Source organism: Aquamicrobium terrae (genome assembly GCF_040545735.1).
GTDB classification, from domain to species: Bacteria; Pseudomonadota; Alphaproteobacteria; order Rhizobiales; family Rhizobiaceae; genus Mesorhizobium; species Mesorhizobium terrae_A.
In genome coordinates, this window is record NZ_JBEPML010000001.1 from 63,597 (window position 1) to 81,487 (window position 17,891).

11 protein-coding genes are annotated in these 17,891 nt (G+C 66.7%); 2 read left to right on the forward strand and 9 right to left on the reverse strand.

The window, feature by feature from the left end; genetic code table 11:
- Positions 1–12 precede the first annotated feature (12 nt).
- A complete protein-coding gene (locus ABID37_RS00295) occupies positions 13–810 on the reverse strand; it encodes a hypothetical protein (protein WP_354191942.1) in 798 nt (265 codons plus the stop codon).
- Between the two features lie 187 nt (positions 811–997).
- Between ABID37_RS00295 and ABID37_RS00300 the strand changes: the two genes are divergently transcribed.
- Positions 998–1,990, forward strand: a complete 993-nt coding sequence (locus ABID37_RS00300) for a sugar-binding transcriptional regulator (protein ID WP_354192432.1) — start codon at positions 998–1,000, stop codon at positions 1,988–1,990.
- 105 nt (positions 1,991–2,095) lie between these two features.
- On the opposite strand, the gene ABID37_RS00305 is transcribed toward ABID37_RS00300, so the two are convergent.
- The 8 genes from ABID37_RS00305 to ABID37_RS00340 all read right to left on the reverse strand — a co-directional run bounded on the left by ABID37_RS00305 (position 2,096) and on the right by ABID37_RS00340 (position 15,680).
- Positions 2,096–2,548, reverse strand: coding sequence for an RrF2 family transcriptional regulator (locus tag ABID37_RS00305; protein ID WP_354191943.1), 453 nt, complete (start codon positions 2,546–2,548; stop codon positions 2,096–2,098).
- 233 nt (positions 2,549–2,781) lie between these two features.
- Positions 2,782–3,768, reverse strand: a complete 987-nt coding sequence (locus ABID37_RS00310; RefSeq protein ID WP_354191945.1) for a sulfate ABC transporter substrate-binding protein — start codon at positions 3,766–3,768, stop codon at positions 2,782–2,784.
- Positions 3,769–3,912: 144 nt separating this feature from the next.
- A complete protein-coding gene (locus ABID37_RS00315) occupies positions 3,913–4,959 on the reverse strand; it encodes a sulfate/molybdate ABC transporter ATP-binding protein (protein WP_354191946.1) in 1,047 nt (348 codons plus the stop codon).
- 11 nt (positions 4,960–4,970) lie between these two features.
- Entirely contained in the window at positions 4,971–5,852 is an 882-nt protein-coding gene (cysW, locus tag ABID37_RS00320) for a sulfate ABC transporter permease subunit CysW (RefSeq protein ID WP_354191948.1), read from the reverse strand.
- Entirely contained in the window at positions 5,845–6,696 is an 852-nt protein-coding gene (gene cysT, locus ABID37_RS00325; RefSeq protein WP_354191949.1) for a sulfate ABC transporter permease subunit CysT, read from the reverse strand. The genes cysW and cysT overlap by 8 nt, the downstream gene beginning before the upstream one ends.
- Before the next feature lie 112 nt (positions 6,697–6,808).
- Positions 6,809–7,837 (reverse strand): sulfate ABC transporter substrate-binding protein, encoded by a 1,029-nt coding sequence (locus ABID37_RS00330; RefSeq protein ID WP_354191950.1) that lies wholly within the window; start codon positions 7,835–7,837, stop codon positions 6,809–6,811.
- A gap of 158 nt (positions 7,838–7,995) precedes the next feature.
- Positions 7,996–10,056 (reverse strand): penicillin-binding protein 1C, encoded by a 2,061-nt coding sequence (pbpC, locus tag ABID37_RS00335; protein ID WP_354191951.1) that lies wholly within the window; start codon positions 10,054–10,056, stop codon positions 7,996–7,998.
- A 155-nt stretch (positions 10,057–10,211) separates the two neighbouring features.
- Positions 10,212–15,680 carry an alpha-2-macroglobulin family protein gene (locus ABID37_RS00340; RefSeq protein WP_354191952.1) on the reverse strand — a complete coding sequence of 1,823 codons (5,469 nt, stop codon included), beginning with the start codon at positions 15,678–15,680 and terminating at the stop codon, positions 10,212–10,214.
- 288 nt (positions 15,681–15,968) lie between these two features.
- Here ABID37_RS00340 and ABID37_RS00345 point away from each other — a divergent pair, with 288 nt between their 5' ends.
- Complete coding sequence (locus ABID37_RS00345; RefSeq protein WP_435521512.1) at positions 15,969–17,873, forward strand: autotransporter assembly complex protein TamA; 1,905 nt, start codon at positions 15,969–15,971, stop codon at positions 17,871–17,873.
- Positions 17,874–17,891: the final 18 nt, after the last annotated feature.

Sequence of the window (17,891 nt, forward strand, 5' to 3'; positions counted from 1 at the left end):
CCCCGCCCGCGCTCAGCGCAGGTGGAAGATCAGCATGGCGAAGATCGGGGTCAGTTCCGCGACCGGATCGGCGGCGCGGCAGGCGGGCATGATCCGGTCCACGCGCGCTTCCACGGCCATGGCGGCCATGTCGAGCAGGTCGGAGCCGGGTTCGGTCTCCACGCCGGCGCTGGCCAGCGCCACGGCCAGCGCCATGGGCACCAGAACGGAAACGGCGAGCATCGCTTCCGCTTCCAGCACATTCGCCGCCGCGCCTTCCGGCAGGCGGGGCCGCACCGGTCGCGCCCGCAGCAGTTCGACCGAAAGCGCCGCGCACAATTCGGCGATGCGGGCCGTGCGCTGCGTGTCGCCGGCCTCGCCGCCGGCGGGATGCAGGAGGCCGCCATGCTGGCGCAGCATCGCTGCGTGGACGGCGGCAAAGCCGGCTTCGTGCACGGGATCGGCCAGCGCCTTCTTGCGCGCCAGCATCGCCCCGGCCAGATAATACATGTCGCGCCGGAAGGCCCGCTCGCCCTCGATCGCGCCGCTGCCGGAGCGGAAATAGGTCTCGAACGGACGTGCCTGTGCATTGCCCCCGCCATCGTGCGGGACCAGTGTCGTGGCCATGGTCATGGCGTCGTCGAAGGCGCTGACGGCGCGGCCGAGCAGCCCTTCGATCTCGGGCAACGGAAACGGCGTATGGCCACCGGGCGGCGGGGGCAGGAGGCTGGCCTGCCCGCTGTCATGGCGACGGCGGCGGATGGCCTGGCGCATGTCGCGCAGCCTGTCCTTGAGGTTGATGCGCACTTCCTCGGAGATTTCACGCAGCATTCTGGCGCCCCGGTTTGGTGGTGGACCAAGAGTTTTAGAAAAGATAGCCGGAAAACAGGATTGTTCCCATCGTGCCTTCGCGGTCAATAGACCATATTGTGCAGCCGCGCTGAATCGTTACACGTGCAGCGTGCATCGTCCGGGGAGCAGGAATTTGGCAAGGAAGCCCAAGGGAGAGAGCGGCTCGATGGTGAACGGCGATCCCGTCGTCGCCAATGGCGGCGCGGAGAGCCGCAGCGACCGGCTGCGCATTCGCGCGGCGTGGATGTATTTCGTCGAGCAGATGACCCAGAACGAGATTGCCGACGTGCTGGGTGTCGGCCGCGTCACCGTGGTGCGCATGCTTGCCGATGCGCGGGCCCGCGGCGAGGTGAAGATCACCATCGAAAGCGAGTTGGTCGAGATCGTGCGGCTGGAGCGCGAACTGGAGCGCGCCTTCGGGCTGGAGCAGGCGATCGTGGCGCCGCTTTCGAGGCCGGATGCCGATCCGATCCCGGCCATCGCGGCCAAGACGGGCGGTTATGTCTCGGAAATCATGAAGGCCGGCATGCGGGTCGGCGTCGGCTGGGGCAACACGCTGTTTTCGTCCCTTCAGTTCCTGAGCGCCCGCTCGCTGGCGGATTTCAAGGTGATCTCGCTGCTCGGCGGCGTCGGCGTCGCCCGGCGCTTCAACCCGGCCGAATTCGCCTGGCGCTTCGCGCAGGCCTTCCAGGGCGACGGCTACCTGATCCCGACACCGGCCGTGGTCGACAGCATCGAGACCAAGGTCGCGCTGGTCGAGCGCTGCGGCTTGCAGGAAATCTTCCAGCTTGCCGATTCGCTGGATGCCGTGCTGGTGAGCGTGGGCGGCATCGCCTCGGCCACCACCTTCTATCGCGGCGGCTTCCTCAAGGAGGCCGATCGCGAGGAACTGGTGGCGCGCGGGGCGGTGGGCGACCTTCTGTTCCATTTCTTCAACCGCAATGGCGATCTGGTCGATCACCCGGTCAACCAGCTGGTGATGTCGGTGGAAGTCGACCGGCTGCGCCGCGCCCCGGTGCGTATCCTCACCTCGGGCGGCGAGGAAAAGATCGGCGCGCTGATGGGCGCCATGCACCTCATCCAGCCCACGGTGCTGATCACCGACGAGGAAAGCGCCCGCCGCATGCTGACGGAACGGGCAGGGGCCCCGGGTAAATAGCTTAAAGCGCGCCGCGATCTTTCAGATTCGTTCCTTGCGGTTTAAGCCTTTGTTTTTACGCATGTCGTGGTCCCGAAACCGGTTCCCACTTTGGGGCGACATGCTTTAGATATTAAGCGCCAGATCGGCCGGGAAGTCGTCGTTGGCGGCATCGCGCATGGCGGCGAGGCTGCGGCCGTCCAGCACATGGGCGATGGCCTCGCGCACCTCCAGCATCATGTGCCGGACCTCGCAAGCCGCTTCGTCCCGGCAATCCTCGCACCGCACATATTGCGTGCGGCTGGCGCAGGCCAAGGGGGCCAGCGGTCCGTCCAGCACGCGGATGACATGGCCGATGCGGATTTCCGAGGCGGGCCGGGCGAGCCGGTAGCCACCGTCCTTGCCCTTGCGGCTTTCGACGAAGCCGGCATTTCGCAGCTCGACCAGAATGGCGTCGAGGAACTTCTTGGGAATCTTGTTGGCGACGGCGATGTCGTTGACGAAGGCAAGCTGCCCGGCAGGCAACCGTGACAGATGCACGAGGGCCTTCAGACCATATTTGCCTTTTTTGGTGAGCATGGCCGTCGATGATCTAGCGAAAGGCCGGACCGGCGCTGGTTTGCCGGTCGCGGTTTGGAGGGTTTTTCAGATCGGAGCCGACCTTTTGCCGAGGATAGGACCGCCGGCAGATTTCCACAAGGCCACACCTGCGGGCAGGGCTGCCGGAGATCGACCGCAACGGTGAAAGCATCGGAGGTTCATGCAAGAAAAGCCGGCGCGGGCCGGCTTTTCTCCGATGCCGTTACCGCAGATCAGCGGTTGCCGTAGGCCTGATCGAGCAGGGCACCCTCGGCGAAGTGCTCGGCCTGGACCTTTTCCCAGCCGCCGAACACGTCCTCGACCGTCACCAGGCGCACATCCGGGAACTTGTCCTTGAATTCGGTGGCGATCGCCTCGTCGCGAACGCGCAAGCCGTTTTCCGCCTCGATCTTCTGGCCGGCAGGCGAATAGAGGAATTCGAGATAGGACTTGGCCAGATCGCGGCTGCCATTCTGGTCCACCACCTTGTCGACGATGGCGACCGGGAATTCCGCCAGCAGGCTGACCGAGGGCACGACCTGCTCGTACTTGTCGGTGCCGTATTCGTTGGCGATTCCCTGGGTTTCGGACTCGAAGGTGATCAGCACGTCACCGATGCCGCGCTCGGCGAAGGTAGTGGTGGCGGCGCGCCCTCCGGTGTCGAACACCGGCACGTTGTTGAAGATCTTGGTGACGAACTCCTTCACCTTGGCCTCGTCGCCGTTGAACTTTTCGCGGGCGTAGGCGGTGGCGGCCAGATAGGTGTAGCGCGCATTGCCTGAGGTCTTGGGATTGGGGAAGATGATCTGCACGTCTTCGCGCACCAGATCGTCCCAGTCCTTGATGTTCTTGGGGTTGCCGGCCCGCACCAGGAAGGAAGGCAGTGAGTAGAAGGGCGAGGCGTTGTCCGGGAATTCCTTCTGCCAGTCGTCCGACACCAGACCCTGCTTGACGAGGAAGTCGATGTCGGTGACCTGATTGAAGGTGACGACATCGGCAGCGAGGCCATCGGCGATGGCGCGCGCCTGCTTGGAGGTGCCGGCATGTGACTGGTCGACGCTGACGCCCGGATGCTCGGCCACGAAAGCCTGGTTGATCTGGACGAACAGCTCGCGCGCCACGTCATAGGAGGCATTGAGCAGCTTGTCGGCCGAGAAGGCCGAGGCGGAGGAAAACAGCAGACCGGCGGCGGCCGTTGCGGCGAGCAGAAGGCGTTTCATGACAGGCTCCAGATGAGAATGCCCAGTCTATAGCCCGGGGCGCCTGTCCGTCGCGAGGCATGGCGCTGCTGTTCCAGCCTCGCTTTGAGAAAATAATTCCATCTTTCTCCAGGAATGATGGAATTGTCCTCCTCGTCTTTTGGCTCAGGCGTCGCTCTGCGGAAAAACCTTCCACTTTCGCGGCCGGAAGGCCACCCGGCTCTTCTGCGCCGCGGGATGGTCCACCGGCAGCTCGATCTCGACCCGCTCGCGCTGGCCGCCGATCTCCAGCTCCACCCGCCTCGTGCCGGCGACGCGCCGGCTGGCGGCGACGGTGCCGGCGATGCAGCCCGAGCAGCCGTCCAGCAACTCGATGTCGTGCGGGCGGAAGAACAGCGTGCCGGGACCGGGCGGAAGGTCGGGCGCGGAAAGGCCGATCGGGCGCTCCGCCAGCCACACCTGCCCGTCCTCGACCTTGACCGGCAGGGAACTGGAATCGCCGATGAAGCCGTAGACGAAGGGCGAATTCGGTGTGTCGTAGACCTCGTCGGCGCTGCCGACCTGCTCGATGCTGCCTTGGCTCATCACCACGACACGGTCGGCCAGTTCCAGCGCTTCCTCCTGATCGTGGGTGACGAAGACGGTGGTGTGGCCGGTGGCGTCGTGGATTTCGCGCAGCCAGCGGCGCAGGCCGCGACGCACCTGCGCGTCGAGGGCACCGAAGGGCTCGTCGAGCAGCAGCACCTTCGGCTCGATGGCGAGTGCACGGGCGAGCGCCACGCGCTGGCGCTGGCCGCCCGACAGTTGCGCCGGATAGCGCTTTTCCAGCCCCGAAAGCTGGACCAGATCGAGCAAATCGGTGGCGCGCTTGCGGATTTCGGCGGAAGCGGGCCGGGTTTCGGCCGGGCGCACCTTGAGACCGAAGCCGATATTGTCGGCCACCGTCATGTGCCGGAACAGGGCATAGTGCTGGAAGACGAACCCGACATTGCGCTCGCGGATGCTTTTTTCCGAGGCGTCCTCCTCGCCGAAGAAGATGCGGCCGGCGGTCGGCTGCTCCAGCCCGGCGATGAGGCGCAGCAGCGTGGTCTTGCCGGAGCCGGAAGGGCCCAGCAGCGCGATGAGTTCGCCGGAACGGATTTCCAGCGATACGTCATGAAGCGCGGGGAAAGTATCGAATTCCTTGCGGACGTTTGCGACGCGAACTTGCATGGTGAATCCTGTCAGTGCCCGCGGGTCGCGGCGATTTCGGCGCCGTAGCGCATTTCAAGGAGGGTTTTCAGCGCCAGCGTCACCAGCGCCAGGCCGGCCAGCAACGAGGCGACGGCGAAGGCGCCCGAGGCGTTGTAGTCGTTGTAGAGGATCTCGACATGCAGCGGCATGGTGTTGGTCTGGCCCCTGATGTGGCCGGACACCACCGACACCGCGCCGAACTCGCCCATGGCGCGGGCGTTGCACAGCAGCACGCCGTAGAGCAGGCCCCATTTGACGTTGGGCAGCGTCACATACCAGAAGGTCTGCCAGCCGCTGGCGCCCAGCGAGATGGCGGCTTCCTCGTCCTTGGTGCCCTGTTCCTGCATCAAGGGGATCAGTTCGCGCGCCACAAAGGGGAAGGTGACGAAGATCGTCGCCAGGACGATGCCGGGCACGGCGAACAGGATCTCGATGCCGTGCGACTTCAGCCACGGTCCGAGCACGCTCTGCGCGCCGAACAGGAGCACGTAGACGAGGCCGGAAATGACCGGCGAGACGGAGAAGGGCAGGTCGACCAGCGTGGTGAGGAACGCCTTGCCCTTGAATTCGTATTTGGCGATGGCCCAGGCCATGGCGACGCCGAAGACAAGGTTGAGCGGCACCGAGATGGCCGCCACCAGAAGGGTGAGGCGGATGGCCGAAAGCGTGTCGCGCTCGCCCAGCGTCGAGATGTAGAAGCCGATGCCCCTCTTGAAGGCTTCCATGAACACCAGCACCAGCGGCAGGAACAGGAAGACACCGAGGAAGACCATGGCGATCGCCATCAGCACCCAGCGCGCCGGGCGCGATTCCGTGATGCCGGCGCCGGCCGAGGGAGCCGCTTCGGCGGCGAACACGACGGGATCAGCCATAGCGCTTGCGACTCCAGGATTGCAGCATGTTGATGACGAGAAGCATGGCGAAGGAGATGATGAGCATCACCGCGGCGATGGCCGTGGCGGCCGGGTAATTGTATTCCTCGAGCCGGATGATGATGAGCAGCGGGGCGATCTCGGAGACGTTCGGCAGGTTGCCGGCGATGAAGATCACCGAGCCGTATTCGCCGACGCCACGTGCGAAGGCGAGCGCGAAACCGGTGACGATGGCCGGCGCCAGCCCCGGAAACAGCACGCGGGTGATGGTCTGGAACCGGCTGGCGCCCAGCGTCGCGGCGGCTTCCTCGACCTCGCGGTCGATCTCTTCCATCACCGGCTGCACGGTGCGCACCACGAAGGGCAGGCCGATGAAGACCAGGGCGATGACGATGCCGAGCGGCGTGTACGCGACCTTGATGCCAAGGGGGCCGAGCAGGGCGCCGATCCAGCCGTTGGGGGCGTAGAGCGTGGTCAGCGCGATGCCGGCCACGGCGGTCGGCAGCGCGAAGGGCAGGTCGACCATGGCGTCGACGATGCGCCTTCCGGGAAACCGGTAGCGCACCAGCACCCAGGCGACCACGGTGCCGAACACGACATTGACCGCCGCCGCCGCCAGCGCCGTGCCGAAGCTGATCTTGAGGGCGTTGACGGTGCGCGGATCGGTGACGAGAGCCCAGAATTGCGGCCAGCCGAGAGAAGCCGAGCGCCAGGCGAGGCCCGAGAGCGGGATGAGGATGATGAGGGTGAGATAGGCAAGTGAAAGGCCGAGCGTCAGTCCGAAACCCGGAATGACGCTCGGCTGCCTGAATCGCCACCCCGCATTGGCGGGTACTGCGGTCATGTCGCCCCTTGTCTGTTAAAGCGCGCCGCGATCTGGCCGCGCCTTCTTCGTATCTGATCGCATGTCTGCCTCCCGAAACCGGCTTCCCGCTTCGGGAGGCATGCCGTGGCGCTTATTGCGCCGGTTTGTAGATCTGGTCGAATATCCCGCCATCGGCGAAATGGTAAGGTTGTGCTTTCTTCCAGCCGCCGAAAATGGGGTCATCTATTCCAATCAGCTCGACTTTCGGGAAAATATTTCTTTCTTCCTCCGGTACGAGGTCCGGTTTCGAAGGCCTGTAGAAGTTCTTCGTCGCGATCCGCTGGCCTTCCTCGGAGTACAGATATTGCAGATAGGCCTCGGCGACCTTGCGGGTGCCCTTGGCGTCGACATTGGCGTCGACGATCGCCACCGGCGGTTCCGCCAGGATGGATTGCGAGGGGATGACCGTCTCGAAGGCGTCTTCGCCATATTCCTTCTTGGCGAGGAAGGCCTCGTTCTCCCAGGACAGGAAGACGTCGCCGATCTTGCGTTCGGTGAAGGTCAGGAGCGAGCCGCGCGCGCCGGTGTCGAGAATGGGAACGCGGCGGAAAAGCTCGCTGATATATTCCTTGATCTTCTCCTCGTCGCCGCCGAACTGGTGATGCGCCCAGCCCCAGGCGGCGAGATAGTTCCAGCGCGCGCCGCCGGAGGTCTTGGGGTTGGGGGTGATGACCTGGACGTCGCCCTTGACGAGATCGCCCCAGTCCTTGATGCCCTTCGGATTGCCCTTGCGCACCAGAAGCACGATGGTCGAGGTATAGGGGGCGGAATTGTTGTCGAAATGCTGGCGCCAGTCGGGCTTGATCTTCTTGGACGTTTCGGCGATGGCGTCGATATCGCTTTCGAGCGCCAGCGTCACCACGTCGGCATCGATGCCGTCGATCACCGAGCGGGCCTGCTTGCCGGAGCCGCCATGCGATTGCTGGATGGTCACCGTCTCGCCGGTTTCGGCCTTCCAGTGCCTGGCGAAGGCGTCGTTGAACTCCTTGTACAGCTCACGGGTCGGGTCGTAGGAAACATTGAGGATCGTCGTATCCGCCAGCGCGAAGCCCAATGTGCCGAATTGCACGGAGCCCGCGATGAGTATGCCGAGCAGAGTAGTTTTACGGAATTGGCTCATGTCAGCCTCCTGTTCACACCACTTTACTCTACTGAATTGGTAGAAATTGGATGCGCAGGCCGTTGCCTTTTTCGGGCCTCTACAGAAAACTCCTGCCCGATCGAAGGCGCAATCGGAAAATTCTTCTCTTTTCGAGGTGAGTGCGCTCGAGGGGCGTCCTATTCGACGAACACGGTGACGCTGGCCGCGCGGCCGGCCGCGTCGATGACGGTCAAGGTGGAGGTTCCGGCCCCGTCCGGTTGCCAGGTGGCGGTGCGGCGGCGGTCCTGACCTTCCAGCGGCCTGCCGTTGGCGAGCCAGCGGAAGGGCGCGCGGCCGCCCTGAAGTTTCAACACCAGCGGGGTGGCGGCGCTGGACGAGGTGCCGAGATCGACGCGGGCCCCATCCGGCGGAAAGACGATGCGCGGCGCGGGTTCCACCGGGCCGGCGGCGGCGGCAAGGGTGTCCGTGCCGAAGCGGGCCAGCGTCACGGGCAGGTCCTCGCGCCGCATATGGCGGGTGCCGGGCGGCGCGGATGGAAACGGCACGGCGGCAAGGCCGGAGCGGGCGAAGCCTTCGAAGACGATGGGCGCGGCCGACACATAGCCGGACAGGCCCGGAATGGCCGCCGCGTCGGCGCGGCCGACCCAGACGCCCAGCACGTAACGGCCGTCATAGCCGACCGTCCATGCATCGCGGTAACCGTAGGAGGTGCCGGTCTTGTAGGCGATGCCGCGCCGGGATGCCCCCTGCGGCGGGCGGACGCCGGAGAGAATGTCGGTGACCTGCCAGTTGGCCTGCGGATCGAGCAGCGTCGCGCCGGAGGGCGTGGCGGAAGCGGGTTCGGTGCCGTCCCGCAGGCGGTGGACCTTGCCGCCATTGGCGAGCCCGGCATAGAGCTGGACGAGATCGCGCAGCGTGATGCCGGCGCCGCCGAGGCCGATGGCGAGGCCGGGCGGCTCGTTCGGCGGCAGCACCAGCGACACCCCGGCGTTGCGCAGCCGCGCGGCGAGCCTTGCCGGGCCGACCGCATCGAGGACGCGCACGGCCGGCACATTGAGCGACAGTTGCAGGGCGGTGCGGATGCTGACATCGCCCTGATAGCCCATGTCGAAATTCTTCGGCCGGTAGCCGGAGAAATCGGCGGGGCTGTCCGAGATCAGCATTTCCTGCGCCACCAGCCCCTGCTCGAAGGCGAGGCCGTAGATGAAGGGCTTCAGCGTCGAGCCCGGCGAGCGCAGCACGCGGGTCATGTCGATCCAGCCGGAGCGGGCGGAATCGGTGAAGCCGGCCGATCCGACCTCGCCCAGTATCTCGCCGGTGCGGGAATCGGCCATGACCATGGCGACCGAGAGCTTCGGCCCGAGTCGTGCCGCCGCCTCGCGGGCAACCGCTTCCAGCCCCTGCTGCACGCGGCGGCTGATGGTGAGGCGAGGGGGCTCGTCGCCGGTGCGCAGGGCGCGCAGCGTGGCGTGGGCGGCGAAGGAGGGCATGGCGCGGCGATAGGAGGGGACGTCCTCCAGTGCCGCGCGGGCGGCTTCGCGTTCGCCGAGCAGGCCGGCGCTGACCATGCGCTCCAGCACCCGGTCGCGCGCGACGCGGGCGGCTTGCGCGTTGCGGTCGGGCCGGCGCTTCTCGGGCAGTTGCGGCAGGGCGACCAGCAGCGCGCTTTCGGAGACGGTCAGGCGCGAAGGCTCCTTGCCGAACCAGGCGAGCGATGCGGCGCGCAGCCCTTCCAGATTACCGCCATAGGGGGCGAGGGTGAGATAATGTTGAAGGATCTCGCGCTTCGACAGCCGCCGCTCGATCTGCGCGGCGCGGGCGATCTGGCGCAGCTTGGCGGCGATGCTGCGGCTGGTGCGGGGCTCGATGAGGCGGGCGAGCTGCATGGACAGCGTTGAGCCGCCCGAGACGATACGGCCGCTGCCGGCGAATTGCAGGGCGGCGCGTCCGAGCGCCAGAAGATCGATGCCGCTGTGGTCCCAGAAGCGCTTGTCCTCGTAGGCGACCAGCATGTCGAGAAAGGCCGGGTCGATGCGGTCGAGCGACGCGCCGAAGCGCCAGTATCCGTCCGGCGTGGCGAAGGCGCGCAGCATTTGCCCGTCGCGGTCGAGCACTTCGGCCGAGAGCACCGGCTTTTCCGGCAGGGGCGGCGGGTAGGCGCGGTCGAGGGCGAACAGGGAAGCGGTGCCGATTGCGGCGAGCGCGAGAGTGCGGATTGCAAATCTGCGCAGGGACATTGATTGCCAACGCATCGCCGCCCCTCATTCCCCTGCCGGGACCTTCTCCCCGTGCACGGGGAGAAGGCGGCTGGCCGCGACGTCAACGCCCCCTCTCCCCGCGAGCGGGGAGAGGGTAAGGGTGAGGGGCAGTGCGATCGTCACGTCGGGAACTCCTACGGTGCCTTCACCTCCATCATGCCCGTAGCGGTGCGGGCCGAATATTGGGGCCGGTACATATCCTCGACGCTGGCGGCCGGATGGGCGTAGACGCCGGGGGTGACCGCCCGCACGACATAGGCCAGCGTGACTTCCCGGCTGCTGTTGCCGCCCGGATCGAAGGCGGCGACGAAGCGGTCGTCGCGGAATTCGAGATGCGCGGCGCTGGTGTCCGGCAGCCAGCCGAAATTGGCAAGCTGGGCGCTGGAGACGAGGCCCGGATTGTCGATCTCGAAGCCGGCCGGCAGGAGATCGGTGACCAGCATGCGGGTCGGCCAGTCGTTCTGCTGGTTGACCCGCAGCACCACCACATAGCGCTCGTTCTGCCCGGCCTCGGTCACGTTCGCCTCTTCCCGGTCGAGCGTGTAGTAGGTGCGCTCGATGGCGAAGCCGTCGCCGCCGGCCGGCAACGGCTGGGCGGGCGCGGCAATGGTGGTGACCACGGCATCGACCGCCTCCTTGCCGGCATTGGCGATGGTGAGCGGGCTGCGGACCAGGTCGGAGCCGTCGATCTCGCGGGCGAACGGGCCGTCATGGGCGGCGCCGTCCACGGTGAGGGAGATGGTCTCGTTGCCCTCCTTCAACCCGCGCGCGGCAAGCAGCATCCAGGCATTGTCCTGCGTGCTGGTCCAGGTGGTGGCGGCGCGCTCGCGGTTCACCAGGCTGACCAGTTCCGGCACCACGGACGGTGACGGCTTGCTGTCGGCGGCAAGCGCCAGCATGGCCGCCGCGTCGCGCAGCGGCGAGGCGTAGTCGGCGCGGTACTGGTTGAAGCCGGTGCTGTTGCGGGCAAGCTGGAAGGCGGCCTGGAAGGTCGCTTCCGAGCGCTGCGCGTCCCCATAAAGGGCGAGCGCGGCGGCAAGCTGCGCCACCGCCATCGGGCTGGAGAAGTCTTCCAGCTTGGTGTCGGCATAGTAGCGCAGGTCGCCCACCGAGGCCTTCTTGTTGCGGGCCAGCACATAGAGCGCATAGGCCATCTCGTTGCCGCGCTCCTGAACGTCCTGATCGTAGCCGAGGCTGTTTTGCAGGTTGGAGAGGGCTTGCGCGGCGGCGCGTTCGGGCACGTCGTAGCCCTGTTCGCGGGCGCGGGTCAGGAAGTCGGTGGCATAGGCGTCGAGCCACAGATCGCCCGATCCCGGCCCCCACAGGCCGAAGCCGCCGGTGGAGGACTGGTGGGCGATGACCCGGTAGATCGCCTCCTGCACACGCTCGCGCAGGCCGTCATCGACGGGGATGCCGAAACTCTGCGACAGGTCGTTGACGTAGAGCAGGGGCAGGGCGCGGCTGGTGGTCTGCTCGGTGCAGCCATAGGGATAGCGATCGAGCGCCAGAAGCAGCGACGGCACGTCGAGCGCCGCCGTGTGCAGGACGCCGACGCTGACGGAAGCGCCGGGCAGCAGGCTTGCCGCCAGCAATTCCCGATCGACGCGCAGCGAAGCGCCGGGCTTGAGGTTCACAACCATGCGCGTGGTGACCGGAAGCTGCGCCGGGCGCACCGGCAGGAAAAGCACCTGCTCGGCCGAAGTGCCGTCGGCATGGGCAAGGCGTACGGTCAGCGAGGCGTCGCCCGGCTCGACCGCCATCAGCGGCACCTCGAAGCCGCGCCGTTCGCCGGCGCCGAGGGTGACGCTTGCCGGCACGCCGTCGTCGCCGATAGCGATGCCGCCGGCGGTCTCGATGGTCACGGCATAGTCGCCGGCCGGACCGTCCGTGTTGGCCACGTCGAGGCGCAGCGTGGAGGCGTCGCCCGGCGCGAGGAAGCGGGGCAGGCCGGCGGTGATGACGACCGGATCGCGCACGATCACGTCCTTCACGGCGTGGCCGACCGCTTCCTTGGTCCACGCGACGGCCATGACGCGCACCGTGCCGTTGAACTGCGGCAGGTCGAACGCGACCGCCGCCTTGCCCTCCGCATCGACCTCGACGATGCCGGAGAAGAAGGCGACCAGCTTTTCCTTGGGCGGGTTGCCCTGCGACTGCATGGCGGCGCCGTCGCCGCCGGTGCGCAGACGGCCGGCGGCTCCCAGCGAGCCGTCGATGAGGCGGCCGTAGAGGTCGCGCAGTTCAAGACCCATCATGCGCTGGCCGAAAAACCAGTCCTCGGGGTCGGGCGCCTTGTAGCTGGTGAGGTTGAGGATGCCGACATCGACGGCTGCGACCGTGACATAGGCCTTTTCGCCGGCGGCCATGCCGGAAACGCTAACGGGAATGGTGAGCGGCTGGCGCGGCTCGGTCTTTTCCGGCGGGGCGAGTGCGACGGCAAGCTTGCGCTCGGCCGGATCGACCTTCAGCCATTTGACGCCGATGGCGCGGGCGGGTATGCGCGATTGCTGCGCATCTCCGGGGCGGTAGAGCGTTGCGGTGACATAGGCACCGGCGCCCCAGTCCTCCCCGACCGGAATGTCGACGGTGCCCCCTTCGGCGGGGATGGAGGCCGAGACGGTTTTCAGCAGCCGGTCGGCGCCGACGGCGACCAGAAGCTCGCCGGCGAATTGCGGCGAGACCTTCAGCTTCGCCACCTCGCCGGGCGCATAGGTGTCCTTGTCGAGGGCGATTTCCAGTCCGTCCGGCGTTTCGGTGGAGGCGGCCTCGACATACCAGCCGGCATCGAATTCATAGCTGGTGGCGGGGCCGTCTGCGGCCGTGCTGGCCACTTCGAGGCGGTAGCGGCCCCACTCGACGGGCTGCGAGATGGCGACCTCGGCTCCGGCCTCGATGTCCACCGTGCCGTTGGCGACGGCGCGGGTGAAGGTCACCGGCTCGTAGTTCCACGAGCCGCCGTTGCGATACCACTGATAGTTCCGCTCGACCTTGACCAGCGACCAGCTCGCGCCCTGCAAGGCGGTGCGTTCGCCCTGGCTGTCGACGGCGATGAGGCTGAATTTCGCGGTGCCGCCTTGCGGCACTTCCGTGAAGTCGGGGCGGATGCCGATCATGTCGTCCTGCGGGCGCACGTGCAGGTCGAGCGCGCGTTCGACGGCGCGCCCGCCGGTTTCGCGCATGCGCACCGTCACCTTGGCGTTGACGAGCTGGGTGGTGGCGGGAAGCTGGTCGATGGCGACGGGGAAGGTGGCCTTGCCGTCCGCGCCGACCAGCGGCAGGTCGGCCAGCGGCGTGACGGAAGGCTCGCCGGCCTCCTCGTCGGCGAGGCCGAAGAAGAAGCCCTTGAAGCGGTCCCATTGCCGGGTCAGGACCAGCGTGCGCTCGCCCTCCAGCGCCAGCCCGGCGGCCGGGGCGCCGTACAGGAAGCGGCCGTCGACGGTGAGCGTCGCGGTCTGGCCGGGCGCGATTTCGGTCTTGTCGGCGCTCAGGTCGAACTCGATGCGGTCCGGCACGAAATCCTCGACCAGGAACATCTGGCTGGCAACGGCCGGCTGTTTGGGATCGGTGTGGATGGCGACCGACCAGGTGCCGCGCATGGAGTTTGGCTCCAGCGGCAGGTCCACGGCATGGCCGCCGGCCGAAGCGCCCTCGGAGACGATGCGGCGATCCTCGACGCCGTCGGGGCGCGAGAAGACGAAGGTGAGCGGCAAATTGTCCACGGCGGTGGCGCTGCCGTCGCGGGCAAGGGCGGAGACGTGGACGGTCTCGCCGGCGCGGTAGATGCCGCGCTCGGTCCAGGCATAGACGTCGAGCGCGCCGGGTGCCGCGCGGCCTTCGACGCCGCGGTCGGACAGGTCGAAGCCGGCGCGGGCCATGTCGAGGAAGACGAAATCGCTGTCGCCCTGCTTGGCTGTCAGCACGGCCGGCACCAGGCCGCCTTCGCCGCGCGTGAGGCCGGGATTGAAGATGACGCGGCCTTCGTCATTGGTCCTGGCGGTGCCAAGCACTTCGTTGTTGCGGGCGAGCAGGGTGAGTTCCACGCCGGCAAGCGGCTTGGCGCTGGCCAGCGAGCGGGCGAAGACGGTGAGGCCGTCCTCGCCCGTATAGGTGGAAAGGCCGATGTCGGAGACGACAAACCATTGCGTGGCGCGCGAATTCCATGTCTCGCTGCGGTCGTCCACGGGCTGGGCGGTCAGCACATAGACACCCGGCTTGCGTTCGGGCAGCGCCTCGTCCACCGGGAAGGAGGTGGTCACTTCCTTGTTGAGCTGGTCCTCGATCTCCAGCCTGCCTTCCCAGACTGGCTCGCCCATCTGGTCGGCGATGTTGGAAATGTCGTAGCCGTCGAGCTGGCGCAGGAACTGGTAGCCGGACAGCAACTGGGTCAGCGCCCGGTCACCGATGCGGTAGAGCTTCATGTCGGCCGCCGCCATGTTGACGGTGACGACCGGGATGCCGCGCCGCATGCCGGCGGGCAGGACGAAGCTGTCGCCGGTGAAGCGGGCGGAAGCGGCGCGGTCCTGAACGTAGATGGACAGCGTCACGGGCGCGGCGAGCACCTCGCCGATGGCTGCCGGCAGGCCGGCGCGGAAGGTGACCTCGTAGGAGCGGCCATGGGCAAGGCCCTCGACGCAGATCTGCTTTTCCGTGGCCTCGATGCCGGCGGGCGCGGCTCCGTCGACCCGCACGAACTGGGGATAATCGACGCCGGTGCGCACGAGATCCTCGGAGAATTGGGCGCAGATGCGCGGCGCGGCGGTGTCGGCGTCGATGGAATGATCGACGATGCGGAAGCCCTTGCGCGCCTTGAGATCCTCGTAGGTGGCGCGCACCGAAGCCGAATTGACCAGCGCCAGACTGGCCTCATAGGCCTGCAGGGCAGGGCGATAGAGCTCGCGCGCGTCGAGTGCCGCGCCGAGCTGGGCCAGCACGTCGGCGCGGGTGGCGGCGGTGCGCGAAAGATCGTAGGCGTTGAGCGCCGCCGAGGTGGCGCTGGTGCGCAGCGTCGTGGTTTCCGTACGGTCGTTGGGGCTGACGGCGAGCGTGGCGCGGGCAAGCTCCAGCCACAGCGCCCCGTCCTGCGGCATGGCGGAAACCGCCGCCTCGTATTTCTGCATGGCGGTGCGCTGGTCGCCGTTCCGGGCGGCAGCGGCGGCGTCCTCGATCAGGCCGCCGAGGCCCTGCGTGGGCTTCGGGTAGTTCGGGCCGGTCAGCGTGTTGCGGTATTGCGCGGCCTGGTCCTTCACCCAGGCCGGTACATAGGCGAGTTCCGGCGGCGCGCCGATGTCGGGATCGGCGTCGAGCGTCACGACCTTGCCGGCGGTGGCCCCCGCAAAGGGCTTCAGCTCATTGAAATCCGACTTGAGGAAGCACCATTTCGCCTTGTTGTTGTAGGTGAAGGCGCGGCAGGCCGAATCGCCGAGGCAGGCGGACGAGCACTGGTCGAGCGTCACGTTCTGCTCGGACCGCAGGTCGAAGCCGAAATAGTCGGCGTTTTCCGTCGTGGCGATGCGGCGCGCCTCCTGCGCATGGGCGGCTATTCCCAGCGTCGTCACCAATATGAGAACGGCTGCCGCAAGGGTCTGGAACGCGCGCATTGTCATGATACCTCTCCGAAGGTCGGGGCACTCAGCTTTCGGCGATCGGCAGGGCTTGTCAATCTGGTGAACGCCTCGTGATCGACGTAACGGTTTCATTTCGGGCCATTCGCCGCTATTCAGCCTAAATGCATGATCACGCATTCTTGCCGAAGGAGGAAAGGATTGAATTTCAACCTGACGCTCTTCTGGCACAAGCGGGCGTTGTGTAATTCAGCGAAAGGTTCGGAATTTCAGTCGAATTTTAACTTTGTTCGTTAAGTTGGCAGGATGCGGCGTGATATAGGGCACAGCTTGGACAGGCCGGCGGCGGGGCTTTCCCTGCCGCGTGCGCTGTTGCTCGCGCTGCTCGTCACCTCCGCCATGACCGCCGCGCCGCAGCCGGCGGCGGCATTCGAACTGTTCGGAATCAAGCTTTGGGGCTCGTCCGACGACGAGGACGCCGACATCGTCGACCCGATGACCTATACGGTCACCATCAACGTTCCGGACGACTATCCCGATCTGAAGGACAGGCTGGAGGCGGCTTCCGCGCTCAAGACCGACGAGGACCGTCCGGTTTCCGGCTCGCTCGGCCTGATGGCCAAGGCGCGCGGCGACCGCGAGCAGCTTGTGGCCGCGCTCTATACCGATGCCCGCTACGAGGGCGTCGTCAATGTGTCGATCGACGGCCGTTCCATCGACGACCTGCCGCCCGATGCCGAATTCACCGGTCCGCAGCCGGTGCCGGTGGTGATCGACGTCACGCCGGGGCCGAAGTTCACGCTTGGCGACATCCGCCTGGCGGGCGACGCGGCCGGGCTTGCCAGCGCCGATTTCGGCCTGATCTCGGGCGGCGACGCCGGCTCGGGCGCCATCCTCAAGGCCGAGGCGCTGATCGTGCGCGCGCTGAAGGAGGAGGGGCGGCCGCTGGCCGAGATTACCGACCGCGAGATCGTCGCCGACCACAACACCACCACGCTCGACGTGACGCTGACCGTGAAGGCCGGGCCGGTGGCCGGCTATGGCGCGACGACGGTGGAAGGCACCGAGCAGGTGGACCGCGAGTTCACCGAATACATGACCGGCCTGAAGCGCGGCGCGCGCTATTCGCCCAAGGACATCGACGACGCCCGCGACAGGCTGCTGGGCCTCGAGGTGTTCAACAGCGTGACGGTGCGCGAGGCCGGCGCGCTGGACGGCGAGGGCAATATCCCGATCGAGGTGCAGGTGACCGAGCGCAAACCGCGTTATTTCGGCATCGGCGGCACGGTCTCCAACACCGAGGGGCTGGGCCTCGAAGGCTATTGGGGCCATCGCAACCTGTTCGGCCGGGCTGAAAAGCTGCGGTTCGACGGCTCGATCAGCGGCATCGGCTCCAACGATATCTCGAAGCTGAACTACAATGCGGGCGTGATGTTCGAGAAGCCGGGCGTTGTCGGCCCCGCCTCGAAGTTCTTCGCCAACCTCAGGACGGTCTACGAGCATCCGGATGCCTATGACCGCTTCTCGGTCAAGGGCGGAGTGGGCCTGTCCTACCAGCTCGACAAGCAGCAGACCGTTTCGGCCGAACTGTCGCTCGACTATTCGAAGATCACCGACAGCTTCGGCAAGAACGAATATCTGATCGCCTCGGTGCCGCTGCAATATGTCTTCGACAACCGCGACGATCGGCTCAACCCGACCAGCGGCTTCCGGGTCCTCGCCTTCGTCGAGCCGAGCTACGACACGCTCAACAACAAGGCCTTCATCAAGCTCCGGGGCGAAGGCTCGGCCTATTACGCGCCAGCGGAGAGCAACCGCTTCGTGCTGGCAGGCCGCGTCGCCGCGGGTTCCATCCTGGGGGCCGGCCTCACCAACGTACCTGCCGACCGCCGCTTCTATGCGGGCGGGGGCGGTTCGGTGCGCGGCTATTCCTATCAGGGCATCGGGCCGAAGGATGCAGACGGCAAGCCGATCGGCGGGCTTTCCTACTTCGAGACGTCGGCGGAACTGCGCGTCGCGGTCACCGAAACCATCGGCATCGTGCCCTTTGTCGATGCCGGCACGGTTTCGACGAAACAGTTCCCGGAATTTTCCGATCTGAAGGTGGGCGCGGGCGTGGGCCTGCGCTATCTAACGCCTTTCGGGCCGCTTCGGGTCGATGCCGCGGTGCCGCTCAACCGCGACCCGGGCGATCCGCGATTCGGCATCTATGCCGGAATCGGGCAATCATTCTGACGCGGCAGGACGGCAGGC

Coding starts and splice junctions, on each gene's coding strand:
- ABID37_RS00295 (WP_354191942.1), bottom strand. CDS start 810: ATGCTGCGTGAAATCTCCGAGGAAGTGCGCATCAACCTCAAGGACAGG.
- ABID37_RS00300 (WP_354192432.1), top strand. CDS start 998: ATGGTGAACGGCGATCCCGTCGTCGCCAATGGCGGCGCGGAGAGCCGC.
- ABID37_RS00305 (WP_354191943.1), bottom strand. CDS start 2,548: ATGCTCACCAAAAAAGGCAAATATGGTCTGAAGGCCCTCGTGCATCTG.
- ABID37_RS00310 (WP_354191945.1), bottom strand. CDS start 3,768: ATGAAACGCCTTCTGCTCGCCGCAACGGCCGCCGCCGGTCTGCTGTTT.
- ABID37_RS00315 (WP_354191946.1), bottom strand. CDS start 4,959: ATGCAAGTTCGCGTCGCAAACGTCCGCAAGGAATTCGATACTTTCCCC.
- cysW (WP_354191948.1), bottom strand. CDS start 5,852: ATGGCTGATCCCGTCGTGTTCGCCGCCGAAGCGGCTCCCTCGGCCGGC.
- cysT (WP_354191949.1), bottom strand. CDS start 6,696: ATGACCGCAGTACCCGCCAATGCGGGGTGGCGATTCAGGCAGCCGAGC.
- ABID37_RS00330 (WP_354191950.1), bottom strand. CDS start 7,837: ATGAGCCAATTCCGTAAAACTACTCTGCTCGGCATACTCATCGCGGGC.
- pbpC (WP_354191951.1), bottom strand. CDS start 10,056: ATGTCCCTGCGCAGATTTGCAATCCGCACTCTCGCGCTCGCCGCAATC.
- ABID37_RS00340 (WP_354191952.1), bottom strand. CDS start 15,680: ATGACAATGCGCGCGTTCCAGACCCTTGCGGCAGCCGTTCTCATATTG.